Consider the following 18,766-nt stretch of genomic DNA (forward strand, 5'->3'; position numbering starts at 1 on the left):
GAGGAGACCTCGCTCCCCGCACTCCTTCAGTGGGCCTGGGGGCGGCCGAGGCGGGCCTTGGTGGCCTCGACGTCCATGCCGTGCAGCCGCAGCAGGTTCTCGCCGAGGATCTTCCGCTTGGCCTGGTCGGTGAGCTGCGGATACCCGTAGCCCTCGCACAGATCCTGCGGGATGGAGAAGTCCATGAACGCCCGCAGCGCCCACTGCGGGTGGAAGATCGGCGCCTCCGACCCGTAGACGATCTTGTCCTCGCCGCACCAGAACAGCAGCTTGCCGAGGATCTCGGCGAACATCCGCGGCGCCCGGACGACGAAGTTGATCGTCGCCGCGAGGGAGGCGTACAGGTTCGGGAACCGGATCAGCTGCCAGCAGGTCTCGTCGATGAACGGCAGGCCGACGTGGAAGATCACGAAGTTGATGTCGGGGAAGTTGGCCGCCGCGCCGTCCATGTCCCAGGTCTGGGTCGCCTCGACCGGCTGCGGGCCCAGCGGCACGCCCTTGTGCACCCCGATCAGGTTGACCCCCAGCTCCTGGGCCTTCTCGAAGATCGGGAAGGCGACCTGCGGGTCGTCCATCCGCCACGGGAACGGCGAGCCGTAGTCGTAGCGCACGTTGTAGAACTTGAACGCCCTGGCGCCGAACTCGCCGACCTGCCGCTCCATGAGGTCGATCGCCTTGCGCCCCTCGAGCGGGTTGACCGAGCCCCAGAAGATCGTCCGGTCGGGGTCGCGGGCGGCCAGCTCGGTGCAGGTCTCCCAGGGGGACAGGCCGTCGCGGAACAGGTCGGTGAGCGGCAGCGGCATCGCCACGAGCATGTCGGTGTCGGACTCGTCGTAGACCATCTGCCGGATGTCGGACGGCGTCCACTCCTTGAGGAACTCGTCCTGCGACAGGTGGGTCGCGTTCTCCGGCGTGAGCGTGGCGTGGAAGGCGTAGAGGTGGTTGGCGAACAGCTGCCCCGGCGGCCCGTAGGCGTTCTTCGCCGTGAAGTTGAACGGGTGCGCGACCCCGTCGAAGACGAACGCGTCGCCGATCATGAGGAGCCTCCTGGCAGGTGGGTGGCGCGATAGGCGTCCCGGTCGCGGACGGCGACCGGGTCGGGCAGGAAGCGGAGCGTGCGGCGGGCGCTCTCCGAGAGGCGGTCGGTGGTCCAGGCCTCGTCCCAGACGATCTCGACCTCGCAGGAGTCGACGTCGGGGGAGGCGCCGATCGCCTCCTCGACGTCGGTGAGCACGCGGGCGGCGAACGGGCACCAGCCCGAGGTCAGCAGCAGCTCCACGCGGGCGTGCCGGTCGTGGACGGTGACCGACCGGAGCAGCCCCATGTCGACGACCGAGATGCCCTTCTCGCGGCAGCACGGGTCGTACACGCCGGAGAGGGCGCGCACCGCCCACTCCGGCGCCGGTGCGGACGTCATGGCGGCATGGTGGAACCGCGCCGGCCCGGACGGAAGGGGCCGGATTTCAGATGGCGGCGAACCGGGGCTTTCGGTACGGAAAGCCCGTGCTCAGGCCAGGACCAGCGCGCGCGACACCCGGCCGGCGCCGGTCAGCAGGGTGCGCCGGCCCTCCCGGACGCCGGGGGAGGTGACGACGGCGACCGCGCCGACGCCGTCCGGGGTGGCCACCGCCGCGGCCAGGCAGGCGACGCCGACGGCGTACTCGCCGTCGTCCACCGCGACGTCCCCGGCCGGGGGCAGCCGCAGGCGGCGGCGGTCGACGACGGTGCGCGGCGTCAGGTCGTGCAGCGGGTGCCGGCTGAAGTACTCGTCGCGGTCGGCCGCGGGCAGCTGGCCGAGGATGCTCTTGCCGAGGGCGGTGGCGTGCCCGGCGTCGTGCACGCCGACCCACAGGTCGATCCGCGGCGCGCGGGGGCCGTCGACGATCTCCGCGACGACGATCTCCCCGTCGACGTAGCGGCCCAGGTAGACCGCGCCGCCGAGCTCGTCGCGCAGCCACTCGAGGGCCGGCCGGGCGAGCGCGACGCCGCGGGCCGCCGTGCCGTGCCGGCGGACGACGTCGATCCGGTGCCCGAGCACGTAGGAGCCGTCGTCGAGCCGCTGCAGCCAGCCCTCGTGGGCGCAGGTGCGCAGCAGGTGGTACGTGGTGGCGAGGGGGAGCCCGGCCGCGCGGGCGACCTCCTTGGCGCGGGCCCGCCCGCCGTGCTCGGCGATGATCTCCAGCAGCCGCAGGGCCCGCTGCACCGACTGGATGAGCGTCGGCTGCCCCGGTGCTGCGCCCACGGCCCGCTCCTCTCGCGGCGTGGGGCAGAGGATGTCAGATGACCGGCTTGGGCAGGTAGGACAGCCGCGATCGGCGCCGCATGATCACCTTGCGGGTGCCGTCGGCGTGCAGCTGGAGACGGGCGAGCTCCCAGCCGCCGGTCTCGGCCTGCAGGCTCAGCATGGTCGCCGCTGCGGATCGGGACGTGCCCGCCGGGATCCGCAGCGGCGCGAACTCCCACTCCGCGACCGCCTCCACGCGCCCGATTGTGCCCTGCGGACGCCGGGGCGTCACCTGTCTGTCACCTGCCGGCCGTACCCCGGCCCTGCCGGGCGGGGTGCCGGGCGGCACGATGAGACCGTCCCGCCACCCGATCCGAGGAGGACGACGTGACCGAGCCCGGCCCGATCAGCGACGTGCCCGACGCCGACCGCGCCGAGCAGGAGGCACTCCTCGATCCGCCGGCCGTGGCGCTGGCCGGTGACGCCAGCGCCCCGCCGGAGGACGTGCCCGAGGCCGACGCGCTCGAGCAGCAGCTCGCCGCCCGGCCGGGAGAGGCCGGCGGCCCGCCGCGGCCGGTGGGGGACCGGGAGGCGAACGACGCCGACGTCCTGGAGCAGGAGGCCGACGTGCCGGTCGACGAGGACGACGTCCTGACCTGATCCGCTGACCGGCGTTCGAGCGGCCCTTCCTCCGTCGCCGTGAGTTTGGTTAGGCTGTCCTAACTTCACTCCCGGAGGGGCCGCCATGACCACCCGTCCCGAGCCCGCGACCGCGCGCGCGGTCCGCCCCGGCCCCGCGGAGCGCGCCCGCACGGTCGCCGCCGCGGCGGGTGCCACGGTCTGCGCGGCCGGCATCGAGGCCCACCTGCCGCTGGCCCACGCCGTGACCGCCGACGGCCGGGTGCTGCTGGTCGTGCCGGCCGACGGGCCGCTGGCCACCGCGGTGGCGGCGGCGCCGCAGCGGGACCTGACCGCCCTGCTGATGCTCAGCGACCGGGCTCCGGTGCCGCTGCGCCGGCCGGTGCGCGCGCAGCTGTGGCTCTCCGGCTGGGCCACCCCGCTGCCCGACCGGGACGTGCGCCCGGCGCTGCTCGCCTTCGCCGACGTGCGGCCCGTGGCGGCCCTGCTCGACGTCGGCCGGACCGCGACCCTGCTGCGGCTGGACCTGGCCGAGGTGGTGCTGCGCGACGGGTACGCCGTGACCGAGGTCGGCCCGGAGGAGTTCGCCGGCGCGGCGCCGGATCCGCTCACCGGCATCGAGGCGGCCACGCTGGCCCACCTCGACGCCGACCACCCGGAGTTCCTCGCGCAGCTGACCGTCCGGCTGGCGCCGGGGGACGTCGGCCCGCACGACGTCGTCCGCCCCCTCGGCCTGGACCGCTTCGGCCTGCGGCTGCGCATCGAGCGGCCGGTCGGGCACCGCGACGTGCGGCTGGCCTTCCCGCGGCCGCTGACCTGCCCCGGCCAGCTCGGCGCCGCCATGCGCGCGCTGGCCGGCCGCTAGTCGTCCGCCTCCACCGCCTCGGCCAGCAGCGTCGCCAGCCGGGTGCGCCGCGGCCGGACGTCGACCTCGCGCACCGCCCGCGCCAGCGCCGCGCCGGTGGCGTGCACGATGGACAGGTGCTGCTGCGCGCGGGTCAGCGCCGTGTAGACCAGCGGCCGCGACAGCATCCCGCCGGCCTCCGGCGGCAGGACGACGACCACGCCCGGCCACTCCGAGCCCTGCGCCCGGTGCACGGTGATCGCCCACCCGTGCCGCAGGTCGAACAGCGCCTGGCCCGTGCACGTCACCGGCCCGGACGCGAACGCGACGTCCAGCGATCCCTCGCCGGTGCCGGTGACCACGCCGACCTCGCCGTTGGCGAAGCCGATCGGCTCGAGGTCCAGGTGGTTGGCGGTGGCCACCACCCGGTCGCCGGGGTCGAAGCCGAACACCGCGCCGTCGCCGGGATTGAGCTTCGCCTTGAGCGCCTTGTTCAGCTCGATCGTGCCGGCCGGGCCGCGGTGCACCGGCGTGACCACCTGCACCGAGCCGGGGTCGATGCCCAGCGCCCGTGGGATCGAGTCGGTCACCAGCTGCACCACCCGCCGGGACGCCTCCGCCGACCCGGCCGCCGGGACAACGACGACCTCGCGGTCCGGCGAGTCCACCGGCGGCAGCTCGCCGCCGCGCACCGCCGTCGCCAGCCGGGCGATCGCCCCGCCCTCGGCCTGCCGGTAGAGCGTGGTCAGCTCGGTCACCGGGACGACGCCGGAGTCGATGAGGTCGCCGAGCACGTGGCCGGGCCCGATCGAGGGCAGCTGCGCCGGGTCGCCGACCAGGAGCAGGTGGGTGCCGTCCTGGCAGCCCTCCAGCAGCGCCGCGGTGAGCTCGACGTCGAGCATCGAGGCCTCGTCGACCACCACCACGTCGGCGTCGAGCGGCCACTCCTCGTTGCGCGCGAACCCGCCGGTGGTGCCCTGGGCGCCGAGCAGCCGGTGCACGGTCACCGCCGGGTGGTCGGTGAGCTCCTCCAGCCGCTTGGCCGCCCGGCCGGTGGGCGCGGCCAGCGCGACCTCGCTGCCCTTGGCGCGCAGCAGCTGCACGATCGCGGCCACCGTCCGGCTCTTGCCGGTCCCCGGACCGCCGGTGAGCAGCGAGACCCCGGCGCCGAGCACCTGGGCGACCGACTTCTTCTGCTGCTCGTCCAAGCCCTTGGCCACGGTGCGCACCGATGCCGGGTCGGCGATCCGCTCCGCGGTGGCCATCAGCCGCTGCACGTTCTCGGCCACCGCCTCCTCGGCCATCCCGTACCGGGCCAGCGACAGCATCCGCAGCGCCGGGTCGGGCTCCTCGTCGGACTCCGGGTCGAGCGGCGGCTCGTGCTCGAGCACCTCGCCCGACTCCACCGCGGCGACCACCGCGGCCGCCGGGTCGGTGATGCCCTCGGCCCGCAGCGCGGCCACGACCAGGTCGGCGGGCAGGACGGTGTGCCCGTCGCGGGTCGCCGTCCGCAGGGTCTGCGCGACGATCGCCCGGCCGCGGCGGGAGTCCTGCCGGTTCGCCCCCGGCAGGATCGCGATCGCCAGCCGGTCGGCGTCGGTCAGGCTGACGCCCGGCAGGCCGAGCAGCGCCCACGGGTCGTCGCGCAGCCGGCGGCCGGCGTCCGGGCCGAGGGCGTCGGTGACGCCGGAGGCCAGCTTCGCCTCGAGCCCGGCGCCGAGGAGCAGGCCGACCACCTCGTAGGCCGGCGCAGCGGCCAGGAAGCTGGAGAACAGCCGCTCGGCGCGCTGCCGGCCGACCCGGGGCAGCTTCATCAGCCGGTCGGCGGTGACGTCGTCCGGACCGGTGATGCCCGCCCCGGGCAGCTCGGCCGCCGTCCGCTTGCCCAGGCCGGGCCACAGCCCGGCGGCGCAGAAGGCGGCGAAGACCTGGTTGGGAGGGCTGCTCATCGGCGCTCGGGGTACCCGAACGGCGGGGCGGAGACGTCCTCGAGCGCGGTGCGGATCGCCGCGGGCAGCCGGACGCCCTCGGCGTCCAGCGAGGCCTGCAGCTGGTGCGCCGTCCGCGCGCCGACGACCGCGGCGACGACGCCCGGGCGGTCGCGCACCCAGGCCAGCGCCACCGCGAGCGGGGTGGTGCCCAGGCCTTCGGCGGCGGTGATCACCGCCTCGACGATCCGGTCGGACGTCGCCGAGCGCAGCCCGTCGATGAACCCCTGCCACTGCGGGGAGGCGCCGCGCGACTCCGTCGGCGTGCTGTGCCGGTACTTGCCGGTCAGCAGGCCGCGGCCCAGCGGCGACCAGGCCAGCACGCCCAGCCCCAGCGCCTCGGCCGCCGGCACCACCTCGCGCTCGACCCCGCGCTGCAGCAGCGAGTACTCCACCTGGGTGCTCACCAGCGGCGTGCGGCCGGGCCAGGCCCGCTGCCAGGTGGCGGCCTGCGCGGTCTGCCAGCCGGTGAAGTTGCTCACGCCGACGTAGCGGACCCGCCCGCTGGACACGGCGACGTCGCAGGCGGCGAGGGTCTCCTCCAGCGGGGTGGTCTCGTCCCAGGCGTGCAGCTGCCAGAGGTCGACGTGGTCGACGCCGAGCCGCTCCAGGGAGGCGTCGAGCGCGGCCAGCAGGTGCCCGCGGGAGGCGCCGCGGCCCATCGGCCCCTCCGCCGTCCGGCCCACCGCCTTGGTCGCGAGCAGCACGTCGGAACGGGGGACGACGTCGGAGAGCAGCCGGCCGACGATGCGCTCGCTCTCGCCGCCGCAGTACACGTCGGCGGTGTCGACGAGGGTGCCGCCGGCGTCGACGAAGGCGGTGAGCTGCATCGCGGCCTCGTCCTCGTCGGTGTCCCGGCCCCAGGTCATGGTCCCCAGCGCCAGCCGGGAGACGACCAGGCCGCTGCGCCCGAGCGCCCGTTGCTCCACGAGCCGCCAACCTACCGGCGGAGGGGGACGACGGCCGGGGACCGTCCCCACCCCGGAGCGGCGCGTCCGGTCGCCCAGCGACGCGGCCTACCCTGACCTTCCGTGCCTGCCGCAACCCCGCCCGTGCCCGCCGTCCCGACCGGAAAGGGCTGAGCGGCGTGGGCTGGTTCGAAGCCGTCGTCCTGGGCCTGGTGCAGGGGCTGACCGAGTTCCTGCCGATCTCCTCGAGCGCCCACCTGCGCATCGTGGGCGAGGCGTTCGGCTGGGACGACCCCGGCGCGGCGTTCACCGCGATCACCCAGATCGGCACCGAGACCGCCGTCCTGCTCTACTTCCGCCGCGACATCGCGCGGATCGTCTCCGCCTGGGTGCTCTCGCTGTTCGGGAAGCGCAAGCACGACCCGGACGCCCGCATGGGCTGGCTGATCATCGCCGGCAGCATCCCGATCGTCGTCCTCGGCCTGCTGTTCCAGGACCGCATCGAGACCAGCCTGCGCGACCTGCGGATCGTGGCCATCGCGCTGGTGGCGTTCTCGCTGATCCTCTTCTGGGCCGACCGGGTCGGCCGCAAGAAGCTGGAGCTGGCCGAGCTCAACGTCCGCGACGGCGTCCTCTTCGGGCTGGCCCAGTCGCTGGCGCTCATCCCGGGCGTCTCGCGCTCCGGCGGCACGATCACGATGGGACTGTTCCTCGGCTACACCCGCGCCGCCGCGGCCCGGTACTCCTTCCTCCTGGCGATCCCGGCGGTGCTGGGCTCGGGCTTCTTCCAGGCCTACGAGGCGCTGACCGGTGATCTCGCCGGCGGGCGGGTCGACTGGGGGCCGACGATCGTGGCCACGGTCATCGCCTTCGCCGTGGGGCTCTCGGTGATCGCCTGGCTGCTGCGCTACCTCAACCGCGGCAGCTTCACCCCGTTCGTCGTCTACCGAGTGGTGCTCGGCCTGCTCGTGCTCGGTCTGGTCGGCGCGGGCGTGCTCGCGCCCCGCTGACGGTGGGGTTCCGTAGGGTCTGCGCCGTGCCGACCGTCATCCTGCTGCGCCACGGGCGGACGACGGCGAACACCGGCGGCGTCCTGGCCGGGTGGACGCCGGGTGTCCGGCTGGACGAGACCGGCCTCGCCCAGGCGCAGGCGGTCGCCGCCCGGCTGGCCCCGGTGCCGCTGGCCGCGGTGGTGAGCAGCCCGCTGGAGCGCTGCCAGCAGACCGCGGGCGCGGTGGTCGAGGGCCGTTCGCTCGAGCTGCGGACCGACGAGCGGCTCGGTGAGGCGCGCTACGGCGACTGGACCGGCCGGCCGCTCAAGGAGCTGGTCAAGGAACCGCTGTGGAAGGTCGTCCAGCTGCATCCCAGCGCCGCGGTCTTCCCGGGGGCGGAGGGGGAGGGGCTGGCGCAGACCCAGGCCCGCGCGGTCGCCGCCGTCCGGGAGTGGAACGCCGCGCTCGCCCCGGACGCGGTCTGGCTGGCCTGCAGCCACGGCGACGTGATCAAGGCCGTGCTCGCCGACGCGCTGGGCCTGCACCTGGACTCGTTCCAGCGGATCGTCGTCGACCCGGCGTCCATCTCGGTGATCACCTACACCGACACCCGGCCGTTCGTCGTCCGGATGAACGACACCGGGGGCGACGTCGCCGCCCTGCTGCCGCCGCCGAAGAAGCGGCGGCGGCGGAAGAGCGATTCGGACGCCGTCGTCGGGGGCGGCGCCGGACCGGGCGCCTGAGCCCGGTGTCGTCGGCTGGACCTGCCCGGACGCCCGCGTAACCTGGGGCCCGTGCCACGCCAGGTCCACCTCTTCGATCGCCCGACCCGGTTCGTCGCCGGCACGGTGGGCCAGCCCGGAGACCGCACCTTCTACCTGCAGGCCTCCGACGCCACCGGCCGGACCATCAGCGTCGCCCTGGAGAAGACCCAGGTGCAGGTGCTCGCCGACCGCATGAGCGAGCTGCTCGACGAGATCGCCGCCCGCGCCAACACGGTCATCCCGCCCGACGCCGACGTCGACGACCTCGAGCCGCTCACCCCGCCCGTCGACGAGGAGTTCCGGGTCGCCGCCATGGGCCTGGCCTGGGACGGCGAGGCGCAGGCCGTCGTCGTCGAGGCCGTCGCCGCCGGTGACGAGCCGATCGAGGAGGAGGCGATCCTCTCCGACGCGGAGGAGGGCCCCGACGCGCTGCGCGTGACGATCACGCCGGGCGCGGCGCGGGCGTTCGTGGCGCGGGCCCGCCGCGTCGTGGCCGCCGGACGGCCGCCGTGCCCGCTGTGCTCGCTGCCGCTGGACCCGACCGGGCACGTCTGCCCCCGGCAGAACGGCTACCGCCGCTGACCGGCGGCGTCCTCCCGCCGATGAGCGAACAGCCCGAACCGGTCGCCGCGAGCGACCTGCGGCCGCCGGCCGACGACGCCGAGTCCGCCGTCCTGCTGGCCGACGGCGAGATCGACCTCGAGGGCCGGCTGCTGGACGCGTCGAACGTCACCCTCATCGGCACCATCCGCACGGGCACGCTCGAGGCCGAGTGCGTCTACAAGCCGGTGGCGGGGGAGCGGCCGCTGTGGGACTTCCCCGACGGCACGCTCGCCGGCCGCGAGGTCTCGGCCGCCCTGGTGTCGGAGGCCACGGGCTGGCGGATCGTGCCGCCGACCGTCCTGCGCGACGGCCCGTTCGGGCCCGGCATGGTGCAGCTGTGGGTGGACGGCGACCCCACCGTCGACCTGGCGGCGTTCGTGCGGCAGGACCACCCGGCGCTGCGGCGGATGGCGGTCTTCGACGCGGTGGTCAACAACGCCGACCGCAAGGGCGGGCACATCATCCCGATGCCCGACGGCCACGTGTACGGCGTCGACCACGGCATCTGCTTCTCCGTCGACCCCAAGCTGCGCACCCTGCTGTGGCGCTGGGCCGGCAAGCCGCTGCCCGCCGAGGCGGTCGAGGTGCTGGAGCGGCTGCAGGACGGGCTGCTCGGCGACCTCGGGGAGCGGCTGCACGAGCACCTCACCCGACGCGAGGTGCGCCGGACGCAGCAGCGGGTCGCCGAGCTGCTGCGCACCCGCCGGCATCCCGAACCGTCGGGGGACTGGCCCGCCCTGCCCTGGCCGCCCTTCTGACAAAGGACCCTTTCGTCCGTGATCATCGGCAGGTGGCTGCCGCCGTCGGCGTGTCGGGCAGCCACCTGCCGATGATCAACGGCTGCTGACTGCTGCAGGATGCGCGCATGCCGCATCGCTCTCGCCTCGCCATCCTGCTGCTCGACCTGCCGCCCGAGCACCACGTCGCCGGCGTGGACTTCTGGTCCGCGGCCACCGGTCACCCGCTCGAGCCGGACCCCTCCGACGACGACTGGGCCTCCCTGGGCGTCTTCGGCGACGGCTTCAAGCTGGAGACGCAGCGCACGGGGGAGGGGACGCCGCCGCGCTGGCACGTCGACATCGAGACCGACGACATCCCGGCCGAGGTCGCCCGCCTCGAGGCCCTCGGCGCACGGCGCAAGGCCGACATGGGCTCGTTCTGGCAGATGACCGACCCCGCCGGGCTGGTCTTCTGCGTCGTCGGCATCCAGACCGGCGAGGCGTTCGAGAAGTACGCCGCCACCTGGCCCTGACGCCCCGCGCGCGGAGTACCAGTTCTGAGCGGCAGAACTGGTCGTCAGCGCACGTCGTTGCCGCTCATGGCCATCCCGGATGTGCGTGAGGGGTGCACGCCGCCGCGGGCCGGACTACTCGACCGTGACCAGGCCGATCATCGCGGCCGCCTGGGCGGGGTCGCCGTCCACGGTCAGCACCTCCATCGGCAGCCGGTGCCACAACGCCAGCAGCAGGTCCCCGGCGTTGCCGGTGAGCGCCGCGATGGGGAACGGCCGGGTTCCGGGGAAGAGCGTGCGTTCGGCGTCGGCGTCGACGGCGTGCAGGACCACGGGGTGCGCCCCGGCCGGCGGGCCCTCCGGCAGCACGCCGGGGACGAACACCTCCAGCCACTCGTCGATGCCGTCCAGGCCCACGTCGGCCGGGATCGGGCGCAGCTCGCCCAGCACCTGCTCGACGTCCGCGGTGTGGACGACGGCCTCCTGCGCCTGGCGGCGCAGCACGAAGGCGACGTCGCGCCGCGGCGCCCAGGTCCAGACCGGCTCGGCGGGCTCGGCGCCGTCCAGGGCGGTCTCCAGCTCGGCCGAGGAGGCAGCGAGGAAGCCGAGCAGCTCGTCGTCCGGCCGGCGCTGCGGCTCGGGGTAGGCCGACGGGTCCTGCGCTCGCGTGCGCACGATCCACCCCCAGAAGTGCTGCACCTCGGTCAGGTGCCAGACCAGGTCGGCCAGGGTCCAGTCGGGGCAGCCCGGCACGTGCGCCGTCCACCCCCGCTCCAGCACCGCGGCGGCGGCCACCTCGGCGAAGCGGGCGTTAGCCCGCTGCAGCACCGGCAGGTACTCGTCGAGCTCCATGTGCACTCCCTCCGGCGGCGGCCCCTCGCCTGAGAGGACCGTAGGGCCAGCCGGGGACAGCCCGTGGCTTTCGTCCGCGTCGGACCTCGCCTCTAGGCTCGGTGTCGTGCTCTCCTGGCCCGCCCCGCTGCTGCCGACCCTGCCCGGGGCCGGCCCCGCCCTGAAACTGCACGACACCGCGCGCGGTGAGGTGGTGGCCACCAGCCCCGATCCGACCGCGCGGATGTACGTCTGCGGGATCACCCCCTACGACGCCACCCACCTGGGCCACGCGGCCACGTACCTGGCCTTCGACCTGGTCAACCGCGTGTGGCGGGACGCCGGGCACGCCGTCCACTACGTGCAGAACGTCACCGACATCGACGACCCGCTGCTCGAGCGGGCCGAGCGCGACCACGAGGACTGGATCGTCCTCGGCATGCGCGAGACGGCGCTGTTCCGCGAGGACATGACGGCGCTGCGGGTCCTGCCGCCGGACGACTACGTCGGCGCGGTCGAGTCGATCCCGCGGATCGTCGCCCACATCGAGGAGCTGCTCGACGAGGGCCTGGCCTACGTGCTCGACGACGGCACCGGCGACGTCTACCACGACGTCGCCCAGGCGCCCGGCTTCGGCGGGGAGTCCCGCTACGACGAGGCGACCATGCTGCGGCTGTTCGCCGAGCGCGGGGGAGACCCCGACCGGCCGGGCAAGCGGCAGCCGCTGGACCCGATGCTCTGGCGCGGCGAGCGGCCGGGCGAGCCGTCCTGGGCGGGCCCCCGCGGCGTCGCCGGCCGGCCCGGCTGGCACATCGAGTGCGCCACCATCGCGCTGGAGACCATCGGCATGGGCTTCGACGTCCAGGGCGGCGGCAGTGACCTGGTGTTCCCGCACCACGAGTACTCCGCCGTCCACGCCGAGGCGCTCACCGCCACCAAGCCGTTCGCGCGCACCTACGTGCACGCGGCGATGATCGGCCTGGACGGCGAGAAGATGAGCAAGAGCCGCGGCAACCTGGTCTTCGTCTCCCGGCTGCGCGGGGACGGCGTCGACCCGATGGCCATCCGCCTGGCCCTGCTCTCCGGCCACTACCGCACCGATCGCGAGTGGTCGCCGGACCTGCTGCGCGCCGCCGAGGACCGGCTGGCGACGTGGCGCCGGGCGGTCGGCGCCACGGCCGGCGCGGCCGCGGCCCCGGTGCTGGCCCAGCTCCGCGAGCGGCTCTCCGACGACCTCGACTCACCCGGCGCGATCGCCGCGGTCGACGCGTGGGCGCAGGCGACCCTCGGCGGGGCCGGCGAGGACGACGGGTCGCCGGCCCTGGTCCGCGACGCCGTGGACGCCCTGCTCGGCGTGGCGCTGTAGCGGCATGGGCGACCGCTTCCGGCTCACCGGCCGCGCCGCCCGGGAGGCGGAGGAGGAGCGGCTGGCCCCGGCGGCCGCCCGCTCCACGGCCAGCCGCGGCCGCGCCGTCGCCGAGCCGGAGGACCCGCTGCGGACGGCGTTCGAGCGCGACCGCGACCGCATCCTGCACGCCAAGGCCTTCCGCCGGCTCAAGCACAAGACACAGGTTTTCCTCAACCCCGACGGCGACCACTTCGTCACCCGGCTGACCCACACGCTGCAGGTCACCCAGGTGGCCCGCTCGCTGGCCCGGGCGCTCGGCCTCAACGAGACCCTCGCCGAGGCGATCGCGCTGGGGCACGACCTCGGCCACTCGCCGTTCGGGCACATCGGCGAGGACGCCCTCGAGCCCTACGTGCCCGGCGGCTGGCACCACGCGGCGCAGGGGGTGCGGATCGTCGAGGTGCTGGAGCACCTGAACCTCACGTGGGAGGTCCGCGACGGCATCCGGGCGCACAGCTGGAAGATCAGCCCGCCGCCGGCCACCCGCGAGGGCGAGTGCGTGCGCTACGCCGACCGGATCGGCTACCTGTCCCACGACGCCCTCGACGCCGTCCGCGCCGGGGTGCTCGAGGTGTCCGACCTGCCGGCCCGCGCCCGCGCCGTCTTCGGGGAGCCGGGCAGCGAGATGGTCGGCGCCATGATCGACGCCGTCGTCGAGGGCAGCCTGTCGCCGGAGAACTCCGCCGGCGTCGTCGTCATGGCGCCCGGGCCGCTCGAGGCCTTCCACGAGCTGCGGACCTTCATGTTCGAGCGGGTCTACGAGTCACCCACCGCGGCCGGGCAGAAGCACGTGGCCATCGACGTCATCCGGCGGCTGGTCGACCACCACCTGGCCCATCCCGAGCTCATCCCCGCCAGCTACCGGGACACCTCGGCCGATCCGGTCACCCAGGTCGTCGACTACGTCTCGGGGATGACCGACCGGTTCGCGCTGTCCATGCACGACCGGCTCTTCGACGACGACGCGTCGTCCCGGATGACCCCGCTGCTGCGCACCAGCTGACGACGAACCGACTCGTCGACGGGTCGACATGTCGCGAAGTCGACCGTTATCCCCAACTCAGAACACGACTTGTCGTGACGAGTGGGACCCGAAGGGCCGCGGTGAGGTCCGGAGGACCTCAGTTGGCACTGCCCCGGCGGCGCAGGTAGCGCTCGAACTCGCGGGCGATCGAGTCGCCGCTGGCCTGGGAGAGGTCGCTCTCGGTGGCCCGCTCCTCGAGCGAGCGCACGTACTCGACCACCTCGGCGTCCTCGTTGGCCATCTCGTCGACCGTCTTCACCCAGTCGTCGGCCTGCTGGGGGAGCGCCCCCATGGGCACGGTGAGGTCGAGCACCTCCTCGACCCGCTGCAGCAGCGCGACGGTCGCCCGGGGGGAGGGCGGCTGGGAGACGTAGTGCGGCACCGCCGCCCAGAAGCTGATCGCCGGCAGCCCGGCCTGGACGCAGGCGTCCTGGAAGACGCCGAGGATGCCGGTCGGGCCCTCGTAGCGGGAGGCCTCCAGCCCCCAGCGCTGCGCGGACTCGGTGTCGTAGGCCGAGCCGGAGACCGGCGTCGGGCGGGTGTGCGGCGTGTCGGCGAGCAGCGCGCCCAGGCCGACGACGGTGTGGACGTCGAGTTCGCGGCAGAGCTCGATGAGCTCCTCGCAGAACCCGCGCCAGCGCATGTTCGGCTCGATGCCGCGGATCAGGACCACATCGCGCTGGCTGCCCTTGGGCCGGGCCACCGAGATCCGGGTGGTCGGCCACTCGATGCGCCGGGACAGCCCGCCGACCAGCGACACCGTCGGCCGGTTGACCTGGAAGTCGTAGTAGTCCTCCGGGTCCAGCGCGGCGAGGGGGGTGGCGTCCCAGATGAGCTCGAGGTGCTCGACGGCTCCGGTGGCGGCGTCCCCCGCGTCGTTCCAGCCCTCGAAGGCGACCACCGCCACTGCGTCGGTGAGCCGGGGCAGGTCCTCAGGGGTGGACTTCGGGTCGATCACCTCTCCGAGCCTACGTCGGCCGACCTCCTCTCACCGGCTCCGTGCGGCGTGTGGGGCGACAAGCCCGGCAAGGTTCGCCCGACAGGTGGACCCGGCGACCGGGTGGGCCGCCCCGCTCCGCAACCGGAAGGTGAGACCATGGCAGCGTTGTTCGGGGACGACGAGGCGCCTACCCGCCCGTCGGAGTGCCGGAGCCCTGGCGCCCGACGCCGCAGTGGACACTGCCCGCTCGACGACCGAGGACCGCCATGCCCCACACCCCAGCCCTCCGTCCGGACGCCACCGCGGAGCTGACCGCCCTGCTCGAGCGGCGCATCCTGGTGCTCGACGGGGCCATGGGGACGGCGATCCAGGGGCACCGCCCGGACGAGGCCGGCTACCGGGGCGAGCGGTTCGCCGACTGGCCGACCGACCTGCAGGGCAACAACGACCTGCTGAGCGTCACAGCGCCGGCGATCGTCTCCGGCATCCACCGCGACTACCTCGGGGCCGGCGCCGACCTGATCGAGACGAACACCTTCAACGCCACCCGGGTCTCGCTGTCCGACTACGGCATGGCCGACCTGGCGTACGAGCTCAACGTCGCCTCGGCGCGGCTGGCCCGCGCGGAGTGCGACGCGATGACGGCGCGCACCCCTGACCGGCCCCGGTACGTGGCCGGTGCGCTCGGCCCGACCAACCGCACCGCGTCCATCTCGCCCGACGTCAACGACCCCGGCGCCCGCAACATCGGCTTCGACGATCTGGTCGAGGCCTACCTCGAGCAGGCCGACGGGCTGGTCGACGGCGGCGCGGACGTGCTGCTCGTCGAGACCATCTTCGACACCCTCAACGCGAAGGCGGCGATCTTCGCGCTGGAGACGCTGTTCGAGCAGCGCGGCCGCCGGTGGCCGGTGATGATCTCCGGCACCATCACCGACGCCTCCGGGCGGACCCTCTCCGGCCAGGTCACCGAGGCGTTCTGGCACTCCGTGCGGCACGTCGACCCGCTGCTGGTCGGCCTCAACTGCGCGCTCGGCGCCGAGGACCTGCGGCCCTACGTCGCGGAGCTGTCCCGCATCGCCGACACCTTCGTGTCCTGCTATCCCAACGCCGGTCTGCCCAACGCGTTCGGCGAGTACGACGAGGCACCCGCCGACACCGCGGCCGTGCTCGGCGAGTTCGCCGCCAGCGGCCTGGTCAACCTGGTCGGCGGCTGCTGCGGCACGACGCCCGAGCACATCGCCGCGATCGCCGCGGCGGTCGAGGGGACGACGCCCCGGGTCCCGGCGCAGGTCGCCCCCGCGCTGCGGCTCTCCGGGCTCGAGCCGCTCACGGTCACCGACGACACGCTGTTCGTGAACGTCGGCGAGCGCACGAACATCACCGGGTCCGCGCGCTTCCGCAACCTGATCAAGGCCGGCGACTACCCGACCGCGCTGACCGTCGCCCGCCAGCAGGTCGAGGCCGGCGCCCAGGTCATCGACGTCAACATGGACGAGGGGATGATCGACGGCGTCGAGGCGATGGACCGCTTCACCCGGCTGATCGCCGCCGAGCCCGACATCTGCCGCGTGCCGACGATGATCGACTCCTCGAAGTGGGAGGTCATCGAGGCCGGCCTGAAGAACATCCAGGGCAAGCCGATCGTGAACTCGATCTCGCTCAAGGAGGGCGAGGAGAAGTTCGTCCGCGAGGCCCGGCTGTGCCGCAAGTACGGCGCCGCCGTCGTGGTCATGGCGTTCGACGAGGCCGGCCAGGCCGACGACCTGGAGCGCCGCACGCAGATCTGCCGCCGCGCCTACGACATCCTCACCACGCAGGTCGGGTTCCCGGCCGAGGACATCATCTTCGACCCGAACGTCTTCGCCGTCGCCACGGGCATCGAGGAGCACGCGAACTACGGGCGGGACTTCATCGAGGCCACCCGCTGGATCAAGCAGCACCTCCCCGGCGCGCTGGTCTCCGGCGGCATCTCCAACGTCTCGTTCTCCTTCCGCGGCAACAACCGCGTCCGCGAGGCGATCCACGCGGTGTTCCTGTACCACGCGATCGCGGCCGGCCTGGACATGGGCATCGTCAACGCCGGCGCCCTCGAGGTCTACGACGAGGTCCACCCGGAGCTGCGCGCGCGGATCGAGGACGTGATCCTCAACCGCCGTCCGGACAGCACCGAGCGCCTCCTGGAGATCGCCGGGGACTTCGCCGGGGACGGCGCGGCCAAGGAGACCGCGTCCGAGGAGTGGCGGGCGCTGCCGGTCGCCGAGCGGATCACCCACGCCCTGGTGAAGGGCATCGACGCGTTCGTCGAGGCCGACACCGAGGAGCTGCGCGCCGAGATCAGCGACCGCGGCGGACGGCCGATCGAGGTCATCGAGGGCCCGCTGATGGCCGGCATGAACGTGGTCGGCGACCTGTTCGGGTCCGGGAAGATGTTCCTCCCGCAGGTCGTGAAATCCGCCCGGGTCATGAAGAAGGCGGTCGCCTACCTCGTCCCGTTCATCGAGGCCGAGCGCCGTCCGGGCGACGCGGAGCGCAGCAACGGCCGCGTCGTCATGGCCACGGTCAAGGGCGACGTCCACGACATCGGCAAGAACATCGTCGGCGTCGTCCTGCAGTGCAACAACTACGACGTCGTCGACCTCGGGGTGATGGTGCCCGCCCAGCAGGTGCTCGACGCCGCCAAGGCGGAGGGCGCCGACATCATCGGCCTCTCCGGCCTGATCACGCCGTCCCTCGACGAGATGGCCAACCTCGCCGCCGAGATGGAGCGCCAGGGCTTCGACCTCCCGCTGCTGATCGGCGGCGCCACGACGTCGCGGGCGCACACGGCGGTCAAGGTGGCGCCGCGCTACCACGGCCCGGTCATCTGGGTGAAGGACGCCTCGCGCTCGGTGCCCGTCGTGGCCGCCCTGCTCTCGCCGGAGCAGCGGCCGGCGCTGCTGGCCGAGACCGAGGCCGACTACGCGGCGCTGCGTGAGCGGCACGCTGCACGGCAGGACACCCGCACGCTGCTGCCGATCGCCGCGGCGCGCGCGGCGGCGACCCCCATCGACTGGCGCGGCTACACCCCGCCGCGGCCGCGGATGCTGCTTCAGCAGGCTGGGTTGTCAGGAATCGGGGCCCTCAGCACCGGCCCGCAGTGCGACCACCGGCACGGGGAGATCACGCAGTTCGTCCGGACCTTCACCGACTACCCGCTCGACGAGCTGCGGGGCTACATCGACTGGCAGCCGTTCTTCACGACCTGGGAGATGCGCGGCCGGTTCCCGGACATCCTGCACAACCCCGCGACCGCGGAGGCCGCCCGGCGGCTGTACGAGGACGCCCAGGCCATGCTCGACCAGATCGTCGCCGGCCGGTGGCTGCGGGCCAACGGCGTCGTCGGGCTGTTCCCGGCCAACCAGGTCGAGGGCGACGACATCGAGGTCTACACCGACGAGACGCGCCGGACGGTCCGGGCCACGCTGCACCAGCTCCGGCAGCAGACCGAGGGCCGGGACGGCTCACCGCGCAAGTCCCTGGCCGACTTCGTCGCCCCGAGGGAGACGGGCCTGCGCGACTACATCGGCGCCTTCGCGGTCACCGCGGGGCTCGGTGCGCAGGAGCGGATCGCGGAGTTCAAGAAGGCCAACGACGACTACAGCGCGATCCTGCTGGAGGCGCTGGCCGACCGCCTCGCCGAGGCCTTCGCCGAGCGGCTGCACGAGCGGGTCCGCAAGGAGTTCTGGGCCTACGCCCCGGGCGAGACGCTGGGCAACGAGGCGCTGATCGCCGAGAAGTACACCGGCATCCGCCCGGCGCCGGGGTACCCGGCCTGCCCCGAGCACACCGAGAAGCGGACCATCTGGCAGCTGCTCGACGTCGAGGCGCGCACGGGGATCGAGCTCACCGAGAGCATGGCGATGTGGCCGGGCGCGGCGGTCAGCGGGCTGTACTTCGCCCATCCGCAGGCGCGCTACTTCAACCTCGGGCGCATCGGCCGGGACCAGGTGGAGGACTACGCGCGGCGCAAGGGGTGGACGGTCGACGAGGCGGAGCGGTGGCTGTCGCCGAACCTCGGCTACCGCACCGAGGACGAGTGACGCCGGCGGCGTGACGCCCTGGTGACGGCGGCCCGGCACCCTGGCTCGCGGGGGAGTGCCTCCTGTGCCTGTGCCACGGCGCCCCCCGGTCCCGCACGAGGGGGATGCCGACATGTCGACCTACGGACAGGACCCACCCGACCACGGGCCCGACACCCCTGTGCCCTCGCAGCCGGCGGGCTACGGCGGCGGTGGCACCCCGCCGCCTTCGTCCGGGTATGAACGGCCGCGGCCCCGCCTGCCGTGGCTGCTCCCGCTCCTGCTGCTGATCGGCGTGATCGCCATCAT

18 protein-coding genes are annotated in these 18,766 nt (G+C 74.0%); 10 read left to right on the forward strand and 8 right to left on the reverse strand.

Translation table 11 applies throughout. The features are described from left to right. Nucleotides 1–26 precede the first annotated feature (26 nt). The 4 genes from ACWIYF_RS13595 to ACWIYF_RS13610 form a co-directional block, all read right to left on the reverse strand. On the reverse strand, nucleotides 27–1,037 hold the full coding sequence (locus ACWIYF_RS13595; protein ID WP_448628667.1) for an amidohydrolase family protein: 1,011 nt from the start codon (nucleotides 1,035–1,037) through the stop codon (nucleotides 27–29). After that, a complete protein-coding gene (locus ACWIYF_RS13600; protein WP_448628668.1) occupies nucleotides 1,034–1,417 on the reverse strand; it encodes a metal-sulfur cluster assembly factor in 384 nt (127 codons plus the stop codon). Before ACWIYF_RS13600 ends, ACWIYF_RS13595 begins: the two co-directional genes overlap by 4 nt. 90 nt (nucleotides 1,418–1,507) lie before the next feature. Beyond that, nucleotides 1,508–2,242, reverse strand: a complete 735-nt coding sequence (locus tag ACWIYF_RS13605) for an IclR family transcriptional regulator (protein WP_448628669.1) — start codon at nucleotides 2,240–2,242, stop codon at nucleotides 1,508–1,510. A gap of 34 nt (nucleotides 2,243–2,276) precedes the next feature. After that, nucleotides 2,277–2,480, reverse strand: coding sequence for a DUF5703 family protein (locus ACWIYF_RS13610; RefSeq protein ID WP_448628670.1), 204 nt, complete (start codon nucleotides 2,478–2,480; stop codon nucleotides 2,277–2,279). 131 nt (nucleotides 2,481–2,611) lie between these two features. On the opposite strand from ACWIYF_RS13610, the gene ACWIYF_RS13615 reads away from it, so the two are divergent. After that, the gene (locus ACWIYF_RS13615) at nucleotides 2,612–2,884 is read left to right on the forward strand and encodes a hypothetical protein (RefSeq protein WP_448628671.1); all 273 of its coding nucleotides are present in this window, start codon (nucleotides 2,612–2,614) and stop codon (nucleotides 2,882–2,884) included. Nucleotides 2,885–2,969: 85 nt separating this feature from the next. After that, nucleotides 2,970–3,728, forward strand: coding sequence for a DUF2470 domain-containing protein (locus ACWIYF_RS13620; RefSeq protein WP_448628672.1), 759 nt, complete (start codon nucleotides 2,970–2,972; stop codon nucleotides 3,726–3,728). Here the strand turns inward: ACWIYF_RS13620 and ACWIYF_RS13625 are convergent. Continuing rightward, entirely contained in the window at nucleotides 3,725–5,656 is a 1,932-nt protein-coding gene (locus tag ACWIYF_RS13625; protein ID WP_448628673.1) for an AAA family ATPase, read from the reverse strand. The genes ACWIYF_RS13620 and ACWIYF_RS13625 overlap by 4 nt on opposite strands. Continuing rightward, a complete protein-coding gene (locus ACWIYF_RS13630; RefSeq protein ID WP_448628674.1) occupies nucleotides 5,653–6,624 on the reverse strand; it encodes an aldo/keto reductase in 972 nt (323 codons plus the stop codon). Before ACWIYF_RS13630 ends, ACWIYF_RS13625 begins: the two co-directional genes overlap by 4 nt. 158 nt (nucleotides 6,625–6,782) lie before the next feature. On the opposite strand from ACWIYF_RS13630, the gene ACWIYF_RS13635 reads away from it, so the two are divergent. The 5 genes from ACWIYF_RS13635 to ACWIYF_RS13655 all read left to right on the forward strand — a co-directional run bounded on the left by ACWIYF_RS13635 (nucleotide 6,783) and on the right by ACWIYF_RS13655 (nucleotide 10,214). Continuing rightward, nucleotides 6,783–7,613: an undecaprenyl-diphosphate phosphatase gene (locus ACWIYF_RS13635; protein ID WP_448628675.1), complete on the forward strand. Its 831-nt coding sequence runs from the start codon at nucleotides 6,783–6,785 to the stop codon at nucleotides 7,611–7,613. A gap of 26 nt (nucleotides 7,614–7,639) precedes the next feature. Then, nucleotides 7,640–8,338: a histidine phosphatase family protein gene (locus ACWIYF_RS13640; RefSeq protein ID WP_448628676.1), complete on the forward strand. Its 699-nt coding sequence runs from the start codon at nucleotides 7,640–7,642 to the stop codon at nucleotides 8,336–8,338. 51 nt (nucleotides 8,339–8,389) lie between these two features. After that, nucleotides 8,390–8,941 carry a DUF3090 family protein gene (locus ACWIYF_RS13645; protein ID WP_448628677.1) on the forward strand — a complete coding sequence of 184 codons (552 nt, stop codon included), beginning with the start codon at nucleotides 8,390–8,392 and terminating at the stop codon, nucleotides 8,939–8,941. A 20-nt stretch (nucleotides 8,942–8,961) separates the two neighbouring features. After that, on the forward strand, nucleotides 8,962–9,720 hold the full coding sequence (locus ACWIYF_RS13650; RefSeq protein ID WP_448628678.1) for an SCO1664 family protein: 759 nt from the start codon (nucleotides 8,962–8,964) through the stop codon (nucleotides 9,718–9,720). 107 nt (nucleotides 9,721–9,827) lie between these two features. Continuing rightward, nucleotides 9,828–10,214, forward strand: a complete 387-nt coding sequence (locus ACWIYF_RS13655; protein WP_448628679.1) for a VOC family protein — start codon at nucleotides 9,828–9,830, stop codon at nucleotides 10,212–10,214. 114 nt (nucleotides 10,215–10,328) lie between these two features. Here ACWIYF_RS13655 and ACWIYF_RS13660 read toward each other — a convergent pair whose 3' ends face one another. Further along, nucleotides 10,329–11,045, reverse strand: a complete 717-nt coding sequence (locus ACWIYF_RS13660) for a maleylpyruvate isomerase family mycothiol-dependent enzyme (RefSeq protein WP_448628680.1) — start codon at nucleotides 11,043–11,045, stop codon at nucleotides 10,329–10,331. A gap of 106 nt (nucleotides 11,046–11,151) precedes the next feature. On the opposite strand from ACWIYF_RS13660, the gene mshC reads away from it, so the two are divergent. Beyond that, nucleotides 11,152–12,390, forward strand: a complete 1,239-nt coding sequence (mshC, locus tag ACWIYF_RS13665; RefSeq protein ID WP_448628681.1) for a cysteine--1-D-myo-inosityl 2-amino-2-deoxy-alpha-D-glucopyranoside ligase — start codon at nucleotides 11,152–11,154, stop codon at nucleotides 12,388–12,390. Nucleotides 12,391–12,394: 4 nt separating this feature from the next. Next, nucleotides 12,395–13,435, forward strand: coding sequence for an HD domain-containing protein (locus tag ACWIYF_RS13670; protein ID WP_448628682.1), 1,041 nt, complete (start codon nucleotides 12,395–12,397; stop codon nucleotides 13,433–13,435). 118 nt (nucleotides 13,436–13,553) lie between these two features. Here the strand turns inward: ACWIYF_RS13670 and ACWIYF_RS13675 are convergent, their stop codons facing one another. Next, nucleotides 13,554–14,414, reverse strand: a complete 861-nt coding sequence (locus tag ACWIYF_RS13675) for a PAC2 family protein (RefSeq protein ID WP_448628683.1) — start codon at nucleotides 14,412–14,414, stop codon at nucleotides 13,554–13,556. A gap of 248 nt (nucleotides 14,415–14,662) precedes the next feature. Between ACWIYF_RS13675 and metH the strand changes: the two genes are divergently transcribed. Then, on the forward strand, nucleotides 14,663–18,478 hold the full coding sequence (gene metH, locus ACWIYF_RS13680; protein ID WP_448628684.1) for a methionine synthase: 3,816 nt from the start codon (nucleotides 14,663–14,665) through the stop codon (nucleotides 18,476–18,478). Nucleotides 18,479–18,766: the final 288 nt, after the last annotated feature.

It is taken from the genome of Geodermatophilus sp. URMC 64, assembly GCF_053502555.1.